Annotated in this window: 21 protein-coding genes; 8 read left to right on the forward strand and 13 right to left on the reverse strand. The window is 42.3% G+C overall.

Annotation, left to right across the window (positions count from 1 at the left end; genetic code table 11):
• Positions 1-134 precede the first annotated feature (134 nt).
• Entirely contained in the window at positions 135-266 is a 132-nt protein-coding gene (locus tag ACM0OY_RS10815) for a hypothetical protein (RefSeq protein WP_414568857.1), read from the reverse strand.
• 298 nt (positions 267-564) lie between these two features.
• Between ACM0OY_RS10815 and ACM0OY_RS10820 the strand changes: the two genes are divergently transcribed.
• From ACM0OY_RS10820 to ACM0OY_RS10835, 4 genes are all read left to right on the forward strand, one after another.
• Positions 565-828: a hypothetical protein gene (locus ACM0OY_RS10820; protein WP_414568858.1), complete on the forward strand. Its 264-nt coding sequence runs from the start codon at positions 565-567 to the stop codon at positions 826-828.
• 56 nt (positions 829-884) lie between these two features.
• The gene (locus tag ACM0OY_RS10825; RefSeq protein WP_414568859.1) at positions 885-1,238 is read left to right on the forward strand and encodes a type II toxin-antitoxin system VapC family toxin; all 354 of its coding nucleotides are present in this window, start codon (positions 885-887) and stop codon (positions 1,236-1,238) included.
• 314 nt (positions 1,239-1,552) lie between these two features.
• Complete coding sequence (locus ACM0OY_RS10830; RefSeq protein ID WP_322731732.1) at positions 1,553-1,774, forward strand: hypothetical protein; 222 nt, start codon at positions 1,553-1,555, stop codon at positions 1,772-1,774.
• A complete protein-coding gene (locus tag ACM0OY_RS10835; RefSeq protein ID WP_414568860.1) occupies positions 1,762-2,205 on the forward strand; it encodes a type II toxin-antitoxin system VapC family toxin in 444 nt (147 codons plus the stop codon). The genes ACM0OY_RS10830 and ACM0OY_RS10835 overlap by 13 nt, the downstream gene beginning before the upstream one ends.
• Positions 2,206-2,312: 107 nt before the next feature.
• Here the strand turns inward: ACM0OY_RS10835 and ACM0OY_RS10840 are convergent, their stop codons facing one another.
• Genes ACM0OY_RS10840 through ACM0OY_RS10850 form a run of 3 tightly spaced genes read right to left on the reverse strand, consistent with a single transcriptional unit; the run spans position 2,313 to position 3,017 of the window.
• Positions 2,313-2,609, reverse strand: coding sequence for a type II toxin-antitoxin system RelE/ParE family toxin (locus ACM0OY_RS10840; protein ID WP_414568861.1), 297 nt, complete (start codon positions 2,607-2,609; stop codon positions 2,313-2,315).
• Positions 2,606-2,830 carry an addiction module protein gene (locus tag ACM0OY_RS10845; RefSeq protein WP_414568862.1) on the reverse strand — a complete coding sequence of 75 codons (225 nt, stop codon included), beginning with the start codon at positions 2,828-2,830 and terminating at the stop codon, positions 2,606-2,608. Before ACM0OY_RS10845 ends, ACM0OY_RS10840 begins: the two co-directional genes overlap by 4 nt.
• A gap of 37 nt (positions 2,831-2,867) precedes the next feature.
• The gene (locus tag ACM0OY_RS10850; protein WP_414568863.1) at positions 2,868-3,017 is read right to left on the reverse strand and encodes a hypothetical protein; all 150 of its coding nucleotides are present in this window, start codon (positions 3,015-3,017) and stop codon (positions 2,868-2,870) included.
• 188 nt (positions 3,018-3,205) lie between these two features.
• Between ACM0OY_RS10850 and ACM0OY_RS10855 the strand changes: the two genes are divergently transcribed.
• A complete protein-coding gene (locus ACM0OY_RS10855; RefSeq protein WP_292853812.1) occupies positions 3,206-3,421 on the forward strand; it encodes a hypothetical protein in 216 nt (71 codons plus the stop codon).
• Positions 3,414-3,842 carry an aspartyl protease family protein gene (locus tag ACM0OY_RS10860; RefSeq protein WP_414568864.1) on the forward strand — a complete coding sequence of 143 codons (429 nt, stop codon included), beginning with the start codon at positions 3,414-3,416 and terminating at the stop codon, positions 3,840-3,842. The genes ACM0OY_RS10855 and ACM0OY_RS10860 overlap by 8 nt, the downstream gene beginning before the upstream one ends.
• A 418-nt stretch (positions 3,843-4,260) precedes the next feature.
• On the opposite strand, the gene ACM0OY_RS10865 is transcribed toward ACM0OY_RS10860, so the two are convergent.
• The 9 genes from ACM0OY_RS10865 to ACM0OY_RS10905 all read right to left on the reverse strand — a co-directional run bounded on the left by ACM0OY_RS10865 (position 4,261) and on the right by ACM0OY_RS10905 (position 14,912).
• The gene (locus ACM0OY_RS10865; protein WP_414568865.1) at positions 4,261-4,830 is read right to left on the reverse strand and encodes a hypothetical protein; all 570 of its coding nucleotides are present in this window, start codon (positions 4,828-4,830) and stop codon (positions 4,261-4,263) included.
• Positions 4,811-5,059: a type II toxin-antitoxin system RelE/ParE family toxin gene (locus tag ACM0OY_RS10870; RefSeq protein WP_414568866.1), complete on the reverse strand. Its 249-nt coding sequence runs from the start codon at positions 5,057-5,059 to the stop codon at positions 4,811-4,813. Before ACM0OY_RS10870 ends, ACM0OY_RS10865 begins: the two co-directional genes overlap by 20 nt.
• Before the next feature lie 58 nt (positions 5,060-5,117).
• A complete protein-coding gene (locus tag ACM0OY_RS10875; protein WP_414568867.1) occupies positions 5,118-5,693 on the reverse strand; it encodes a Uma2 family endonuclease in 576 nt (191 codons plus the stop codon).
• 53 nt (positions 5,694-5,746) lie between these two features.
• On the reverse strand, positions 5,747-9,733 hold the full coding sequence (locus tag ACM0OY_RS10880) for a magnesium chelatase subunit H (protein ID WP_414568868.1): 3,987 nt from the start codon (positions 9,731-9,733) through the stop codon (positions 5,747-5,749).
• Between the two features lie 1,101 nt (positions 9,734-10,834).
• Positions 10,835-11,623, reverse strand: a complete 789-nt coding sequence (locus tag ACM0OY_RS10885) for a hypothetical protein (protein ID WP_414568869.1) — start codon at positions 11,621-11,623, stop codon at positions 10,835-10,837.
• Between the two features lie 88 nt (positions 11,624-11,711).
• Positions 11,712-12,578, reverse strand: coding sequence for an MBL fold metallo-hydrolase (locus ACM0OY_RS10890; protein WP_414568870.1), 867 nt, complete (start codon positions 12,576-12,578; stop codon positions 11,712-11,714).
• Between the two features lie 406 nt (positions 12,579-12,984).
• Positions 12,985-13,149, reverse strand: a complete 165-nt coding sequence (locus tag ACM0OY_RS10895) for a hypothetical protein (RefSeq protein ID WP_414568871.1) — start codon at positions 13,147-13,149, stop codon at positions 12,985-12,987.
• Between the two features lie 231 nt (positions 13,150-13,380).
• On the reverse strand, positions 13,381-13,653 hold the full coding sequence (locus ACM0OY_RS10900; RefSeq protein WP_414568872.1) for a GlsB/YeaQ/YmgE family stress response membrane protein: 273 nt from the start codon (positions 13,651-13,653) through the stop codon (positions 13,381-13,383).
• Between the two features lie 314 nt (positions 13,654-13,967).
• Entirely contained in the window at positions 13,968-14,912 is a 945-nt protein-coding gene (locus tag ACM0OY_RS10905; RefSeq protein WP_414568873.1) for a pentapeptide repeat-containing protein, read from the reverse strand.
• A 151-nt stretch (positions 14,913-15,063) separates the two neighbouring features.
• Here ACM0OY_RS10905 and ACM0OY_RS10910 point away from each other — a divergent pair, with 151 nt between their 5' ends.
• Together ACM0OY_RS10910 and ACM0OY_RS10915 are read left to right on the forward strand one after the other, a co-directional pair.
• Complete coding sequence (locus tag ACM0OY_RS10910) at positions 15,064-15,660, forward strand: aromatic-ring-hydroxylating dioxygenase subunit beta (RefSeq protein ID WP_414568874.1); 597 nt, start codon at positions 15,064-15,066, stop codon at positions 15,658-15,660.
• Positions 15,661-15,807: 147 nt separating this feature from the next.
• Positions 15,808-17,145, forward strand: coding sequence for an aromatic ring-hydroxylating oxygenase subunit alpha (locus ACM0OY_RS10915; RefSeq protein WP_414568875.1), 1,338 nt, complete (start codon positions 15,808-15,810; stop codon positions 17,143-17,145).
• Positions 17,146-17,152 lie beyond the last annotated feature (7 nt).

Genomic DNA, 17,152 nt, shown 5'->3' on the forward strand with positions numbered 1-17,152 from the left:
ACAGGCTACGCCTACGCCTTTCAGAAAACCTCAAAACAAAGCGTAGACGCGTAGCGGCTTGTCGTTAGACATCGCCTATTGTGGAAGAGTGAGCGATGTCTACGACGGGCTACGCCTACGCCTTACAGAAAACCTTAAAATAAAGCGTAGACGCATAGCGGCTTGTCGTTGTCCAAGAGTGAGCGATCGCTTGGGTAGAATAATAATTTACTAAGCTGTTGCAAATTCTGTAAAGCGTAGACGCCTAGCGGCTTGTCGTTAGACATCGCTGTTGTGGAAGAGTGAGTGCGTTAGCAAAGCTCACCGTAGGTATCGCTGTGTATAGGACTAGTATTTGATTTATGAAAAAATCTAAGTATATGTAGGCTGTGTTACGGCTTCCGTAACGCACCAGAATATTCGGATGGTGCGTTAGCCTACGGCATAACACACCCTACTGAAATATTTTCAGAAATCAAATATGATTCCTATATATTTAACTTAAATACAAAAAAGTATAATAGTGAGCATCAAACCCATATTTGTTAGAATATCTTTTGTTACTAAAAAGAGAGAAGTTATCTGGTGGACTCTACATTTAACTGGAAACTGGAACAAGCTTTACTAGAGAAAGTCATAAATCTGGCTAGTCAGCGAGGGCAATCTCCTGAATCAATAGTCAGTGAAGCTGTTAGGCTATATCTAGAAACCCAATTACTAGAAACAGTTGATAATCCTGCGTCTGACCCATTAATTGGCTTATTTGCAGGAACACCTGATTTGGCTACAAACTCAGAAGATATTCTCCAAGAGGAGATTACTGAAAAATCTGGTTGGACGTGGAAATAACCTTAGCAGTAGCTGATACGGGTTTTGTTGTAGCATTGTTGAACCGTTAGGATGCAATGCACAGTATTGTTGTAACAGTATATACACAACAAAAACAAATTTTGTTGCCACAAACAGTATTGGCAGAATTAGCTTATTTGGTAGGACGTAATGCAGGTATAGCGACAGTAGTAGCTTTTTTGCAAGGACTATCTGCGAGTCGATTTAGTTTAGTCGCTTTAACAGAGCAAGATGTAATTCGTGTAGCAGAAATCTTGGATGAGTATGCAGATAGTCGGATTGATTTTGTAGATGCAAGTGTTATGGCTATAGCTGAACGCTATGGTATTAAAAAAATATTTACTTTAGACCAGCGAGATTTTAGATTATATCGACCTCAGCACTGCGATAGCTTTGAGATTTTGCCCTAAATAAAATAATAGTTAATAAAAGAGCGATCGCCTTGCAGAAAAGCTCAAAAACTAAGCGATTGCTTTTTGTGGAAGAGTGAGCGATGTCTACGACGGGCTACGCCTACGCTTTGCAGAAAACCTTAAAAATAAAGCGTAGACGCGTAGCGGCTTGTCGTTAGACATCGCCTGTTGTGGAAGAGTTAGCGATCGCAGTAGTTATTCTGATAAACAAGCAGATATCAAGCCTGTCTACGTTTATTTGTAAAATAAAGAAATGCAGTCTGTCTGTGTATATTTGACTTAGAATCCAGAGAAGTAGAAGTGTAAATTTTATGTCTAATTATCAAGAAGTACTACTGCAAGCTCAAAGCCTAACTCCTGAAGAACAAATACGCTTAATTGAACATTTGTCGAGCTTAATTCGTCAACAGGTAACGATGACACCTAAGCCAAAGCGTAGCATCCTCGAATTACGTGGGTTAGGTAAAGAAATCTGGAATGACGTTGATGCTCAAGAATACGTTAATCAGGAACGTGATTCATGGAATGGCTAGTCCAGCTACAGGGGCAAATTGTGAGTTTGGATACTGCTCCACTGATTTACTTTATTGAAGAAAATCCTAATTATTTGGATGTTACAGATGCTTTTTTTGAAGCTATGTTTTGTGGTGAATTTAGCGTTGTAACATCAGTTTTGACTATTACGGAAGTATTAGTCTATCCCTTGCGACAAGGAAACACAGCATTAGCTCAACAATATCGTGAAATTCTATTTAATTCCCAAGGTTTAACAGCTATCGAGGTTTTTCCCGACATCGCTGAAAATGCGGCACAATTAAGGGCAGATTATAACTTAAGAACCCCAGATGCTATTCAGATGGCTACTGCTATTCGTGGAGGTGCATCATTTTTCTTGACAAATGATGCGCGGTTGCCCTCTTTACCAGCGTTATCAGTGTTAGTGTTGGATACACTCATAGTTTGAGTCTTTTTTGTATGTTGCGCTCTTCGTAGCTTCCCGTTGGTGTAGCCTCTCGTAGAGAAGCAGCTTGTCGTTAGACTGTTGTGTAAGAATGGTGCAATATCTAAGCGTTAGGTTCGCGTCTGCCACGATTTTGGATCTCTGCGACCATGAAAAATTGCTGTGACAATCACTCGACTCGAAACAATTCGATAGTACACAGCATAGGGAAATCGTCGTACTATTGCTCGTCGAATATCACGGTAGGCAACTGCATAGGATTCTGGCATCTGGCAAATTAGATTCACCGTCTCGTCTACACAATCCAAAAACTCATCGCCCAGACCAGGTTTCTGGCTCTCGTACCAACTGTACGCTTCATCGAGTTCTTCTTGAACCTCTGGGCGAAATAGCAGGACATAATTCATTGCTGTCCCTTAATTGATGCTTTGATTTCCTTCCAAGTCAGCACATTATCTGGATTTGAATCGGAATCAGCTATTCGACGATCAAGCTCTTGCTTCTGTGCATCGGTTAAATCAGGGTAAACTTGCTCGGCTGCGATGCTATCCCAAATTGCCTGTACAAGACGGATTCTATCTTCAACACTGAGAGTTGCGATTTCGTTCAAAGTAGCTGTGATATCCATGCTGATTAACTGGGAGTGAGGAAGCAACTGGTACACTTTAAATATAGCGGACAAGATTCTGCCCATCAAACTGAACGCTATATATGCTTTGATACCTAATAGTGCGATGTCTACGACGGGCTACGCCTACGCTTTGCAGAAAACTCACAAATAAAGCGTAGACGCGTAGCGGCTTGTCGTTAGACATCGCCATTTGTGGAAGAGTGAGTGCAATGTCTACGACGGGCTATTCGGCGTCGCATTATTAGCTGTTTGAATTGTCTCGTCTGTAAGTTGCAGACGTGATTATTCTAGTTGTAGCTTGAGGTAAACGCAGTGAAACCCAACGAATAAACTATGATCAAGAAGCAGACTTGATTTACTAGAGTGCTTTGCATGGTTTCAGCAGAATTAATCTCCACTTTGCGAGAACTTAGTCGAGCAGATAAGTTTTACATTATGCAGGTTTTAATCTCAGAGTTAGCCCAACAGGAAACCGATCTGATTAAGCCCGATCAGTCTTATCCTGTGTGGTCGCCTTATGATGCAGTTGAAGCAGCAGATACTATGTTAAAAGTGCTAGAAGCTGCTAAAACTCAAGATCATGCGTAACGCACAACGGTATTCCTTTATCCCGATTGATGTTGCATTGGGCGAAGCCAGTTTCCGCCCCTATCTACCCCTTACTTTGATCTACCAGCAAAGTTCTGTGATAACATCCGGTCTGTTGGATACTGGAGCAAGCGTGAATGTGCTTCCTTATTCGGTAGGAGTTGAGCTTGGGTATGTGTGGGAACAGCAGACAACTGTATTGAGTTTGACAGGTAATTTAGCTCAATACGAGGCGCGTGCCGTGGTTCTTCAAGCAGTAGTTGGGCAATTTGAACCTGTACAACTTGTATTTGCATGGACACAGGCTACAAACGTACCGCTAATTTTGGGGCAAGTTAACTTCTTTATGGAGTTTGATGTTTGTTTCTACCGTTCCCATTTACAGTTTGAGATCAGCCCTAAATCGTTAGCCTCAGAGTAGATTTATTGCAGTTGCCAGCTACCTAACGCATCAATGTAGAGGACGGAAGCTATTGGTGAAGATAATTATAAAGAGCGATCGCCTTGCAGAAAACCTTAAAAGAAAGCGTAGACGCGTAGCGCAAAGCCGGAGACGTTTCCGTTACTCCGGGTTTGTCGTTAGACATCGCCTGTTGTGGAAGAGTGGTGCGTTAGCGTAGCTTACCATAGATAAAGAATTATCCAGATTTTAATAAAAATATTACTGAGTTTTTTCTGTTTAATTTAACGTGAGTTCGACGGCTCTAAAAACCCCTCTCCAAACCTCTCCCCCACAGGGAGAGAGGCTTTGAAACTCTAATTTTTTCGTTGGAAACTAAAAATATTTCTGCCCCTCTCCGCCTCGGAGAGGGGTTGGGGAGAGGTTCATCGAACTCACGTTAATTTACTTTAAAAATTCCTTCTTTTTGAAGAAGATCAACAATGATTTTTAGGATTTCGCAAGCAGGTAGAACTAACTCTAAATCATCTGGATATAACTGCTGAAATAATTCAATTGATTCTACAAGAATATTGTAAAAAATAATTAAATGTATTGCATAAAAAGTCTTAGCAATATCTGGATTAAATATAGGTGTAATAGATACTCCTCTAAATGTACCCCCATCAACTGAAGTTAAAACATTTAGTACATCTGGTTTAGAAATATGCGCTATATCATTCATATCGCCATAATGTAAATTAAACATAGGAGGTGCATATTTAACATTTGGGGTCTTACCATCTTTAGCAACCCCTTTTTTAATTTCAGCAATACGAGTAATTATCTCAATTTCTTGCTTTATTGCCGCAGAAGCTAGAACATATTGTCCTTCTGAAATAATCTTCTCCGTATAAAATTGTCCTTGCCAAAATATAGTTATAAGTTGCAATATCTTGCCTAATTGTTCATTTGTATTTCCAGGAATACCTTCTTTAAAAGTTAGTAAATCAGCAATTGTTGTGAGCATTAAAAGTTATACGCCAGTTTCCTGATACCTTTATTGACCAAGTTCCTTTTCTGTCTCCTTTTAATTCATGCAAATCATAACCGGGTAATCTAATATCTTCTACAATTAATGCTGAGTCTATAACTTCAAGCCTGATTCTAATTTTCTTTTCTAAGTTTGCAGGAACTCCTTTATTAAAATTTTCTCTAAATAAATTTTCTAATGCTTTATTTTGAAATGTTTGAATCATTTCAATTTCGACCTTCCTAACCTACATAAATTATTTGACAATGGATGCCTTCATTCTGTTACCACACTAGTCCAAGATTTAAAATAAACCCCTGTAAAACATCTTCTCCTGACAAAGTAACAGGGGATTCCAACACCTCAACCTCTTTCTCTTGTCGATAAATCTCCACTTGCCGTGATTTACGATTAATTAACCAACCCAAACGCACACCATTATCTATGTATTCCCTCATCTTTTCCTGAGCAACTTTCAAACTATCACTTGGCGAAAGTAACTCAACCACAAAATCAGGAGAAATCGGAGGAAACTTTTGTTTTTCTTCTTCAGTTAAAGCATCCCATCGTTCTAACTTTATCCAAGAAGCATCGGGAGAACGATCTGCACCATTAGGGAATTTAAAACAAGTAGAAGAATCAAAAGCGATGCCAGTACTATCGGTATCTGACCAATTAAATAATTGTTGATTTAGTCTACCATTACGATTCCCGGTTTCTCCCCCGGTTGGTGGCATGATAATTAATTCTCCGGTTGCAGTGCGTTCAAACCTCAAATCACGGTTTGCCTGACATAGATTAAAAAACTGCTCATCTGTCAGTTCCAATACTGATTGCAGGTTGACGGTTAAAGCATTCATAGTCATATCTCGGATTGAAAAGTTAAGGCAGGTATCATACCTGCCTTGTAATCCTATTCTATTCCTTCAATCCGGTCTTCAACTTCTTGGTACAACTCGCGCAGTCGATCTAAATTCTCCTCGCTAGTCTCCCAATAACCGCGTCCATTCACTTCCAATAAAGTTGATACAACTTTGCGGAAAGAATGAGGATTCAGGTTCATCAAACGTTTCTGCATTTCTTCATCTTTGATGAAGGTTTCGTTAGTATCCTCGTAAATCCAGTTATCTACAGCGCCGGCTGTCGCACTCCAACCCATTGTATTTACCAATCGTTTGGAGAGTTCGCGCACACCTTCATAACCGTGATTCAGCATCCCCTCGTACCATTTTGGATTTAATAATTTGGTACGGGCATCTAAGCGCACGGTTTCTGATAATGTCCGCACTTGGGCGTTAGCTGTGGTGGTGTCTGCAATATAAGATGCTGGTTTTTTACCATCACCGCGCAGACTTGCAACTAACTTGGTGGGATCTGAATCGAAGTAATGGGAAACGTCCGTTAAGCTAATCTCGGAAGAATCTAGATTTTGGAAAGTTGCATCAGCAGTTTTCAATGTACTTTCAAAAATCTGCCGCGATTCGTCCATGATTCCGGGGTTATCGGAATTGAAGGCGAAAGATTTCCGGTTGAGATACATTTCCTGCAACTCGGCTTCGCTGTCCCAAGTGCTGTTTTCTACCGCCAAGTTGATATTTGACGAATAAGAACCAGAAGCATTGGAGAAAACGCGGGTTGCTGCTTGACGCAAGTTAACCCCCATATCTTGGGCTTGTTGCAAAGCATGTTTGCGAACAAAGTTCATTTCCAAGGGTTCATCTGCCTCAGCGGCCATCTTCACGCCTTGGTCTAGCAGGTTCATTTGGTTGATGAACAAGTCGCGGAATACACCGGAACAGTTGATTACGACATCAATTCTGGGGCGTCCCAACTCTTCTAAAGATATCAATTCCAACTTGTTTACCCGTCCCAAGGCATCGGGAACTGGACGCACGCCCACCATCCACATAATTTGCGCTAGGGATTCGCCGTAAGTTTTGATGTTATCGGTTCCCCAGAGGACGCAGGCGATGGTTTCTGGCCATTTTCCATCATTTTCGGCTTTGTTACGTGCCAAAAGCCTATCTACGACGATTTTGGCTGATTGGACTGCTGCTGTTGTTGGGATGGATTGGGGGTCAAGTGCATGAATATTCTTACCCGTGGGCAAGACATCCGGGTTGCGGATGGGATCGCCGCCAGGACCGGGTAGGACATACTCGCCTTCTAAGCCTTTGAGTAATGCTCCCAATTCGTTGTCGGCGCAAACTTGCTGGAGGCAGAATTCCAAATACTCAAACAGGGGTTTTAGAAGTGCGGTGTCAACTTTGGGATAGCCGAGTTTATGTAACGCTTCTACCCAAGGTTCTTTTTTGCCCATGTTGAAGAAATTCAACCGAGAAACCAGAGAAACTCGCCCTTCGGCGTCGATTTGCTCTTGAACAAGGGCGCTAACTGCTGCACGGGTGGCTAAGGTGATGTCTTGCAATAACTGGACATCTTCTAAAATGCCTTTGTCGTTATTGTGGTAAATATCGTCAATGTTACGCCCAATGCTGTTAGCGATAATTCGCGGTAAGCTGACAATTTCTTCTTCTGGACGATCTAAGCTGGCGATGTTAACAAGAGTGGCGATCGCTTCTTCTGCACTTGGCGGTTTCCCAATGACGTGTAACCCACAAGGCAACAAGCGTGACTCGATTTCCATCAACTTGCGGTAGACGTTGCCAACAATATTATCGCGATCGTCGGCGCTCATGTCTCTGGCATCGGTTTCTGGCAGGTTAATATCCTTATCCAGATTGACGATCCGGCATTTATCCATGATGGAGTTGACAATGGAAACACCGCGTCCAGTATCTTTTAAGGTTTGGTAAGAAGCAATTAATTCGCTGAGTTCCTTCAAACCTTTATACAATCCAGCATTTTCCGCCGGCGGTGTCAAGTAAGAAATTGTTTCGGCATAACCCCGACGCTTGGCAATTGTCGCTTCACTAGGATTATTCGCTGCGTAATAATACAGATTGGGTATGGAACCAATTAAGTTATCTGGATAACATTCTCCAGACATCCCCATTTGCTTACCCGGCATGAATTCTAAGGAACCGTGAGTGCCAAAGTGCAACACGGCGTCAGCTTGCCAAACTTGCTCTAGGTAGGTGTAGTAAGCAGCAAAACCGTGATGAGGACTAGCAGAACGGGAGAACAACAGCCGCATCGGGTCGCCTTCATAACCAAATGTAGGTTGTACACCAATGAAGACGTTACCGAATTGCTTACCATAAATCAGTAGGTTTTGTCCATCGCTGTTGAGATGTCCCGGAGGTGGCCCCCAGTTTTCTTCTAGGCGTTGGGAATAAGGGGTGAGTGCCTCATATTCCGGCACTGACATTTTGTAGGCGATGTTCAGTTCCGGGCTGGCGTACTGCGCTTGGGCGTCATGGATGACTTCTTGCATCAGCGCTTCGGCTGATTCTGGCAACTCTGGAAGGTCGTAGCCGTTATTTTTTAGGGCTTTCATCACTTCGTAGATGGAACCGAACACATCCAAGTAAGCGGCGGTTCCCACGTTGCCTTTATCTGGCGGGAAGCTGAAAACGGTGATGGCGACTTTTTTATCTAGCTTGGGCTTGCGGCGGAGGTTAGCCCATTTTAATGCTCTTTGGGCTACAGCTTCCATGCGGTCTTGGAGAGCGATCGCCTTTCCTGTTGCCCCATCTCTACCCGATAATATAATCGGCTCAATTGCCCCATCCAATTCGGGAATGGCAATTTGCAAAGCTACTTGAATCGGATGCAAGCCCAAATCGCTATCCATCCACTCTTCTGTGGTTTGGAAAACTAAAGGCAATGCCACCATGTAAGGGCGGTTTAAGCGTTTGAGTGATTCAATTGCCTTGGGATGGTCTTGTCTAGCTGGCCCGCCCACTAAAGCAAAACCAGTCAGCGATATCACTGCATCTATCAACTGGACGTTGGTGGTTGGTTCGTAAAAGTAGGCATCCACAGGCTTGGAGAAATCCAAACCACCAGCAAACACAGGTAATACCCGTGCGCCTAGTGCTTCTAACTCCTGCACCATTGCTACATAATGGGCATCATCCCCTGTAACTAGGTGAGTGCGTTGTAATACCAACCCAATACAGGGCGCTAGGGGATCTTTGAGATCCTTAGAGATATCCTTACGGGCTGTGTACCAATTGAGGTACTCTCTGACATCCTCAAACATACTGGGAGCCAAAGGGTGCCAAATCCCCATATCGGGATAAACCACTGGCTGTTGATATGTAGAAGGTGCAAAATTTTGTTTCTCTAAACCTTTAAATACGTATTTATCAGCTAGCATCAGCAAGAAGTTTTCCAGGTTTTCTGGAGAACCACCTAACCAATACTGAAAGCTGAGCATGAAATTTCGTGCGTCCTGTGCCTTGTCCATTGGCAGGAACTTCAGCACTTGCGGTAGCGTTCGCAAAAGCTTGAGCATCCCGTCTTGAAATCCCGCACCGGATTTTTCTTTGCGTTTCCGCATGAATTGGGCGATCGCACTTTTGGACTGACCCAACTGCGCCAGGGAAAAGCTGCCCATTTTACTCAGGCGCATAACTTCTGGCATAGAGGGAAACACAACGGCAACATCTAAGCGATCGCGATGTGGTTCTACTGCTGTTACTACTTTTTGTGCTAAGTCTTCGATAAAAATCAGGGAGGCGATAAATATATTGGCACTCTCCATATCCCTTTGGAACTCCTTATAGTTCTCTGGATCTCGGAGTTCCTCAATTAAGTAACCGCTGATTTCAATCGCCAGGTCTGGGTTGCTAGCGTTAATCGCCCGCACCGCTTGTGACAATGCACTCTGGTACTGGGACTCAAGCACGACATAGACCACCTTGATTAAATTACGTCCGCGTAAATTATCAGGCGCAATGTGTCTAATGGTGGACTTGACGTGGGTGAACATGCTTCCTCGGCTCCTTTGATGCGTGTTCTCTACTGGAAGTTCGTAGCTGCATCAGCCGCTACAGTTAACTTCGTTTTTATTGGGCAATATGAGTTTTTTATCAGAAAATGCTTGCCCAGAGGGCATTTTATCGTCTATCTGACACAATTCGATATAAAAAAAGAAATATTTATTAACCTATATTGACAACTTATTAAAGTAATTACTCTTTTTTATGTAACAGTTTATTTACATTTTTATTTAACTATTGAGTTATAAACTTAATATAGAATATAGCTTCTGCGATCGCAGAGATTTTGAATGCCTGTTAACAAAATTATCAATTAAGATTACCAACGCAGCGATCGCCTGTTCTCTCTTGGTTATAGGCACTAAGAGGTTGTTTGAAAAATGATTGGCTGTATCTTTGCACTTATTGATCTCCCCTAAGTAGAATGGCGCAAAAAAACCAAAGTATGTAACGGAAAGTAAAGTTGCTCAAAAAGCTTTTCCCTTCTGCCTCCTGCCTCCTGCCTTGTCATAACGATAATTTTCAACACCGACCTACTTAGCCCACGCCAGCCGCTTCACTTGGGGAGACCCCAAGACCGCGCTGGCTCCCCTTAAAAAGGCTACGGTGTACACACAAGTCGGAAATAGTAGTCTGTGAACGAATAATTGACGAGTAAATTCTCTGTAGAGACGGCGATTTATCGCGTCTTGTGAACGTGTCAGTCTTTTAGACGCGATAAATCGCGTCTCTACATGAGGGCTTTCTGGCTTATCCCAAGCGTATTGGAATAAAACTCGATCTGACTTGTGTCTACACCGTAGCCTTAAAAAGGGGGGAACCGGAATCAAAGTCCCCCTTTTGAAGGGGGATTTAGGGGGATCTAAAACGTTCTGCTACTGACAAGAGGACTTTTCAGACATCCTCTAAGATAACAAGTAACTCAATTGTAAAATTTATAACTGTCCGTCCTAATTGCTTTGCCAAAATTTTCCCACTTATGTGTGGCAGTCCTAAATCATTTGTGAAAAATCAAAGTACATTTGTAACCCTTGTTTCCTGTTCCCTACCTCAACGAGAAATTTCACGACTCATTTAGGAATGCTATATATCTAGTTCAATATTTTTGCTGAAGTCTCCCTAATGTCTCGATGCCATCGTCCATCTTCACCGAGTCCAGGAATTTCATTGATTCCTAAGGTTTTTCTCAAAGCTAAATACGATTTTCCTTCTTCCGTAATCTGAAAATACTTTTTTAAATCTCCTTCTCCCTGTTGTTGAAGTTTTTCAATACCTTTGCCCACAAAATTATTAATAAATCCCATAGCTCGAAGATGCTTCAGTTCCCTTGCTAAATCTTCGTCAAATTTAAAGTTAAATTCTTCTGGAGAATTAAGCTGAATCAGATGCTTCAGTTCATTACCATCAATCAGATATCTAACTAGAAATTGCAATGTTGCTGATTGTTGCTCCTGAAGCAAGTCAATCCGCCTTTGTTGTGTATTAAGTTCTGCTATTTGCTCATCTTGCAACTTATTTATATCATCCAAAACTTCTTGCTTAAGTCTCCTTAATGCAATCCCCGTACCAGAAATTGAAATATCATCGATGCTATCTAGCAAACCTGAGTTAAATAGCAAAATCAAACTAAATATAATAACTTCTGTATTACCAATTCTACGGTTTTCTTGAGGAGTGGGGTTAGGAGTAATTACGATAAAGAGTAAATACAATAATCCTAAAATAGACGCTATCTTTAGCAACCACCAGTTCATATTTCGCTTAGGCTTTTCTTTGTCTAAGCTAGTGTTGAATTCTGCTGGTGATAATGGCTGTTCTGAACTGTTTTCAGATTGCTTAAAAGCTAGTTTTTTGAGCGTTTCTAGCTCTTTGTTAGTCATTTTGCTTAGCTGGTGGCATAGAAGGCAAAAGATACTGTTTTACTCAACTTATAAATCGTTTTGAGCAACTCATAAACCTCTGTTTAACTCAGTTGACAAAGGGTGAATCATGTTTGGGCAATTGCGAATTATTTTGCTCTACAAAAGTTTTGAACTCAATAGCATCATGACTGCAAAACAGCTGCACGTCAGTACTGTGAGCCAGCGATAAAGCACGCAACTTTTGTTGATTATCAAGTCGAGCTTTGCGGTCTACCTCCATCATCCACTGATAGGCACGCAGGCCTGGTGTACAATGTCGTTGAGCAGAGCCGACTTCATGACGGTAAAAGTAAGCATCGCCTGCATGTAAAAGCCAGCCTTCCGATGTTTGGATGGCTATACCTGCATGACCTTGGGTGTGACCAGCCAGTGGTATGAGCAGAATTTCCGGCGGTAGTCCTTCAAGGTTGCGTACTGCTTTAAAGTCGAACCAAGGTTCGCCCCCAGCCTCATAAAACTTCCAGCGTTTTACCTCGTCCCACTGAGACTGACGATAGCGTCGGCTTTGAATAAAACCACGCCGCTGTTGCGCCGCTTCCATCTCGGCTTGCATGACATGGACAGTTGCTTCAGGAAAATCTTCTAAACCCCCTGCATGATCGAAATCAAGGTGGGTCAGCACAATATGACGCACGTCATGTTTAGAATAGCCGAGTTGCTCGATTTGAGCCAGCGCCGTGTATTTTTGCTCAAACTGGATGCCATTGAAATAAATGAAAAACTGGCTCAATCGTGATGATGGGGCTTGAATATCACGCTGACCAAACCCAGTATCAATCAATACTAAGCCTTGTTCTGTCTCTATGAGCAAACAATGGCAAACAAGATGGGCTACTAGACCGCGACTGAACCCATCAAAGAGTGCCCCACCAATTGGACACATACAGCCGCAATTGAGATGATGAATGTGCATGAATAGTTTTATTTAGCACTAGAGCAATCCTAGCAAGTTCTTTTACTGCTGTTAGTCCCCCATTAGTTGAGAAATTATCCAATTTTAAATATTAGTCTTTAGGCTGATGACGAGTGACTGAACTTAACAAAACAGTTTAAAAAACATCCCATTCCTGCGGGACGCTCCGCGAACGTAGGGGCGCACAGCTGATCGCTCAACTGTGGTTTAATTCCTAGAACACGAGCGTGCAAGCAACAACGATCGAATCGAGAGCAGTGCTGGAGCGTACCTGCTGTATGAATTACTTCGATTTGCGCGATCGCACTTTAGCAACTTGTCAACGAAACCGCAAATAATAATAGCGCCTACCTAAATATAGGTAAGCGCTATTGTTTTATTTCAATTCAGGCGGTAAAAGAGCTTACTAATATTTCTCTGTTTGTAAAATGTTACACTCGCATTCTGGTATATTATGCACCCAAATAATTTGGGAACCATCAAATAAGGGAATTTCTACTTGCCACCACTCCCCACGCCGTAGGCGACGATACCAGCAAAAGTTTGAGTAAGTCCAATCCAAAAATTGCATAAGCTAATTTGAAGCTATCTTGGCCTTGGTGTGAGCGAGTCTATATCTACCCCTGTGTAGGGTTTGCGCTATTAGTTATAGGACTTACGCACAGGTAACGGAAAATCAGACCACAGAGGAATAAGAGTTTCAGAGAGTTTTTGGGTAAGTCCTAAGTTAATTAAATTCAGGGAGAAAAATAGTTAAATTAATTCCCTGAACTTTACTCTTAATTGAGCAATATTTAATTTATTACAAAGCACTGCGGCTAGTTAACGCGTTCCACAAGAAAACTGCGACAATTGCGCCAAGAACTGCTACTGCAATGCCAGCAATGCTGAGTGTGGGGGCAGCTAATGTCAAGCTTCCTGTACTGAAGAATACGCCCAAGCTACCACCAACAAAAGCACCAATAATTCCTAATAAGATTGTTCCTAGAATTCCGCCGCCTTGATGACCGGGGTAGATAGCTTTCGCAATAGCACCAGCAATTAGACCTAAAACAATCCAAGCAAGAATATTCATTGTTTTAATTTCATAAACGCTTTTTATTGACAAATACACAATAGCAATCTAAACATTGACATTCAATCTCTCAACAGAACCAATTATTAATAGCCTTGAGGATGAATGCTATTACTTCTCGTGATTAACTCCGCTAATTCCAATGAATAATTAATTCAAAAAAGCTCCATAAAAAAAGCTTCTAGCAGGTCTAAAGCTGGAAGATAATAAGTTTATTGCTTGATAATTACAGTATAGATATTTCTGATTCCTTTTCCGATCTACTTGAAGAATGAAGCTCAAGTTTGAAAGCCGAATATTAAATATTAAGAATATTAAAAGGTACGAGTCATAATAGCTTTTCTAAAATCCGTACTTTTAAGTATGGCTCCCGTAAAATTAGCATCAGTTAAGTTGGCGTTGCGAAAGCTTGTACCACCTTTAGCTGCAAAAGCAACAGCGATGTTGCGAATCAAGGAGTATTTTTCATCTCCTTTTATTGCTCTCCAAGCAATGTAAGTACTAAGTAAAACTACGGCGAAAGCGAGAACGAAGGTAACGGCGAAGGCCAAGCCTCCGGCTGTGAGGAAGATGAATAAGTTGGCTCCGATTCGGGCTAAGGTGAAGGCTACGGCGAAGGCGAAGGTTAATGCTCCGGCTAAGGCTCCGGCTAAAGCCATGACCAAGGTAACGGCGAAGGACAATGCTTCGGCTAAGTCCAAGGCTAAAGCGATAGCGACAACGTGGGCAATGGCGATGGCGAAGGCGACAGCGAAAGACAAGGCTCCGGCTAAGCCCAAGGCTAAGACTAAGGCAACGGCTAAGGCTAAGGCAACGACGAGGGCTAAGGCGACAGCGAAGGCGACGGCGAAGGAAAAAGCTCCGGCTAAATCCAAGGCTAAGGCTAAGGCGACGATGAGGACGAAGCCTACAGCAAAGGCAAAGACTACAGCAAAGGCGAAGGCCAAGACCAAGACCAAGGCAGTCCAGCCTGAAACCTGATTCTCTAGACTTGGACTGTTAAATATCGAAATTAGAAACCCTCCAGTGATGGCTAAGAAAAATCCTGAAATTCCAGAGAGCAAGCACGAAACACAAACTAGAAAACTAGCCCAACGCTTTTGCAGTCCAGCTTGAGCATAGCTAAAGTTTGCCCCTCTGAGATTTGCCCCTGTAAAATCTGCACTCTTGATATCTGCATAGCTAAAGTTTGCACCCTCAAGGTTTTGTCCTTTAAAAGAACGACCTCTGAGATTTTGATAGGAGTTGTCCTGCGGCATGACCTTTAAAATTTTAGTTAATTATGATTCGGAGCGTAGCGAAACAACTTGCATGATTTTTTACCTACTTGGACTTTTCAAACATTCTCTAATTTTATAGTCTTTGAGACGGTAAACTAAGATAATATATTGACATTAAAAGAAGTAAATTGTGTCATTTAACAAAGAAGAAAACGGCGAAAGCTCACGAGATTCTTATCACGTAGATGAAAAATTTTATAGTGAATTAATTCAAAGACTTCCAGAGTGGGAGAATGTAGGAAAACCAGTTAATCAATCAATTGAGTTAGAGTGCCAAGCGTTGCTGTTTCTGGAAGCACGGTTACTGGATGATGGAAAATTTGATGATTGGCTGGGGTTGTTTACTAGCAAATGCCTTTATTGGATTCCCTGCACTCCAGGTGGTGGAGACCCTAGAAAAGAAGTATCCATCGCTTTTGATGACCGCAGACGTTTGGAAGATAAGGTATTTTGGTTGCAGTGTGGTTTTGCTTATGCTCAAACACCGCGATCGCGTACTAGCCGAATAATTAGCAACATTGAAATATTTTCGTCTGCAAAGGAACAAGAAGTCAACATTCGTTCTAACTTTCTCATCCATGAATTTCGCCAAGGACGGACGCAAGCCTTTGCTGGTTGGTATGGACACAGGTTGCACCAGCAGGATGGCAAATGGAAAATAGCTCTCAAACAGGTAAATTTAATTGATGCAGATCGAGGTCATGAAAACCTCAGTTTCTTGCTTTGATCGAGCTTAACCAGAGATCGCCTTTTAGCAGGTATTCATCAAGTTATAGAAAATGGGAAAAAAATGTGTAATTGAGACGGGTATTAGCTTAAAGTTAGCAATATCACATCAAGTTATTCGTCAAATTTATTTTGAGAAAAGCTAACCATGTTGCATGGAAACAGCGAAGTCAAGCAAGGCTATGATTGGGATTATCTAATTCAGCCAGAACGAGTCCACCGTTGTGTTTATACGGATGCGAGAATTTTCCAGGAGGAAATGATTCGGATTTTTGGGGGAACTTGGGTTTACCTTGCTCATGAAAGCGAAATACCCAACCCCAACGATTTTAAGACATCGAATCTGGGGCATCGTCCAATTATTATTCTGCGCGATCGCCAAGACAAAATTCGCGCCTTGTTCAACCGCTGCACCCATAGAGGCGCAACGGTTTGCCGTGAAACTCGTGGTTGTGCTAAAACTTTTACCTGTCCTTATCATGGCTGGACTTATAGCAACACAGGCAAACTCACAGGAGTTCCTTGGGCAAAGGCTTACGCTGCTGACTTGCATCGCCCAGAATTTGACCTGGGACAAATTCCTTGGGTAGAAAGCTATCGTGGTTTTATCTTTGGAACTTTGAATTCCCAAGCGCCAGATTTAATTACTTATCTCGGACGAGCCAAAGATTTATTAGATCAGTGGATTGACCGTTTTCCTAATGCTCAAATTACCGTCCAAAGTAGTGCACATAAAATGATTTATCAAGGTAATTGGAAGTTTACCTACGATAATGCTGCTGATGGTTATCATGTTGCGTTTTCACACCGTTCTTTGCTGGCTGTGGCCAATCGTTTAGAATCCGACAAAGACATGCAATATTTTGCCCACAATCCCGATGAAGGGCCAATGTACGTGCAATACCTCGGTCATGGGCACATGTTCATCGACCAGCGCCCTAGTTACGAAAAACGAGCCGGCGCTTTCTGGCAACAACAACGACCCCAGCCAGGACGGGAAGCTTATGAAACAAAGATCCGCGAACAGTGGGGCGATCGCGCGCCTTTCTGGTTAGATTTGTCTATTGGTTCGCAGATGAATTTAAGTATTTTTCCCAATCTGCTCATTGTTGGCAATCAAATCGAAGTCATTGAACCGCTAGCTGTTGATCGCACTCAATTAACAATATATGCTACGACGATCTCTGGAGTCCCAGATGAAGTTAATGTTTTGCGGATGAGAAGTCAAGAAGACTTTCCCAGTTTTGGGATTCCTGACGATATGATGAATTTTGCCGAATGTCATCGGGGGCTAAGTATTCCAGAAATCGAGTGGGTGGCAATGAATCGCGGATTTGGCATTAGCGATCGCCATTATGTAGATGAAGATGGTGTCATCACCGGGCCTGTAACAGATGAGTTAGCAATTCGCGGTTATTACCAAGAATGGAAACGCCTGATGAAGGCTGATTTGAAACTCACCGCACAACCTGTTGAATGTGATTAGGCAATGC

This window comes from Nostoc sp. CCY 9925, from assembly GCF_963920935.1.
Classification (GTDB): domain Bacteria; phylum Cyanobacteriota; class Cyanobacteriia; order Cyanobacteriales; family Nostocaceae; genus Nostoc.

Excerpts from the sequence above, each read along its gene's own strand:
- ACM0OY_RS10815 (WP_414568857.1), bottom strand. The coding sequence starts at position 266 with ATGTCTAACGACAAGCCGCTAGGCGTCTACGCTTTACAGAATTTGCAA.
- ACM0OY_RS10825 (WP_414568859.1), top strand. The coding sequence starts at position 885 with ATGCACAGTATTGTTGTAACAGTATATACACAACAAAAACAAATTTTG.
- ACM0OY_RS10830 (WP_322731732.1), top strand. The coding sequence starts at position 1,553 with ATGTCTAATTATCAAGAAGTACTACTGCAAGCTCAAAGCCTAACTCCT.
- ACM0OY_RS10835 (WP_414568860.1), top strand. The coding sequence starts at position 1,762 with ATGGAATGGCTAGTCCAGCTACAGGGGCAAATTGTGAGTTTGGATACT.
- ACM0OY_RS10840 (WP_414568861.1), bottom strand. The coding sequence starts at position 2,609 with ATGAATTATGTCCTGCTATTTCGCCCAGAGGTTCAAGAAGAACTCGAT.
- ACM0OY_RS10845 (WP_414568862.1), bottom strand. The coding sequence starts at position 2,830 with ATGGATATCACAGCTACTTTGAACGAAATCGCAACTCTCAGTGTTGAA.
- ACM0OY_RS10850 (WP_414568863.1), bottom strand. The coding sequence starts at position 3,017 with ATGTCTAACGACAAGCCGCTACGCGTCTACGCTTTATTTGTGAGTTTT.
- ACM0OY_RS10855 (WP_292853812.1), top strand. The coding sequence starts at position 3,206 with ATGGTTTCAGCAGAATTAATCTCCACTTTGCGAGAACTTAGTCGAGCA.
- ACM0OY_RS10860 (WP_414568864.1), top strand. The coding sequence starts at position 3,414 with ATGCGTAACGCACAACGGTATTCCTTTATCCCGATTGATGTTGCATTG.
- ACM0OY_RS10865 (WP_414568865.1), bottom strand. The coding sequence starts at position 4,830 with ATGCTCACAACAATTGCTGATTTACTAACTTTTAAAGAAGGTATTCCT.
- ACM0OY_RS10870 (WP_414568866.1), bottom strand. The coding sequence starts at position 5,059 with ATGATTCAAACATTTCAAAATAAAGCATTAGAAAATTTATTTAGAGAA.
- ACM0OY_RS10875 (WP_414568867.1), bottom strand. The coding sequence starts at position 5,693 with ATGAATGCTTTAACCGTCAACCTGCAATCAGTATTGGAACTGACAGAT.
- ACM0OY_RS10880 (WP_414568868.1), bottom strand. The coding sequence starts at position 9,733 with ATGTTCACCCACGTCAAGTCCACCATTAGACACATTGCGCCTGATAAT.
- ACM0OY_RS10885 (WP_414568869.1), bottom strand. The coding sequence starts at position 11,623 with ATGACTAACAAAGAGCTAGAAACGCTCAAAAAACTAGCTTTTAAGCAA.
- ACM0OY_RS10890 (WP_414568870.1), bottom strand. The coding sequence starts at position 12,578 with ATGCACATTCATCATCTCAATTGCGGCTGTATGTGTCCAATTGGTGGG.
- ACM0OY_RS10895 (WP_414568871.1), bottom strand. The coding sequence starts at position 13,149 with ATGCAATTTTTGGATTGGACTTACTCAAACTTTTGCTGGTATCGTCGC.
- ACM0OY_RS10900 (WP_414568872.1), bottom strand. The coding sequence starts at position 13,653 with ATGAATATTCTTGCTTGGATTGTTTTAGGTCTAATTGCTGGTGCTATT.
- ACM0OY_RS10905 (WP_414568873.1), bottom strand. The coding sequence starts at position 14,912 with ATGCCGCAGGACAACTCCTATCAAAATCTCAGAGGTCGTTCTTTTAAA.
- ACM0OY_RS10915 (WP_414568875.1), top strand. The coding sequence starts at position 15,808 with ATGTTGCATGGAAACAGCGAAGTCAAGCAAGGCTATGATTGGGATTAT.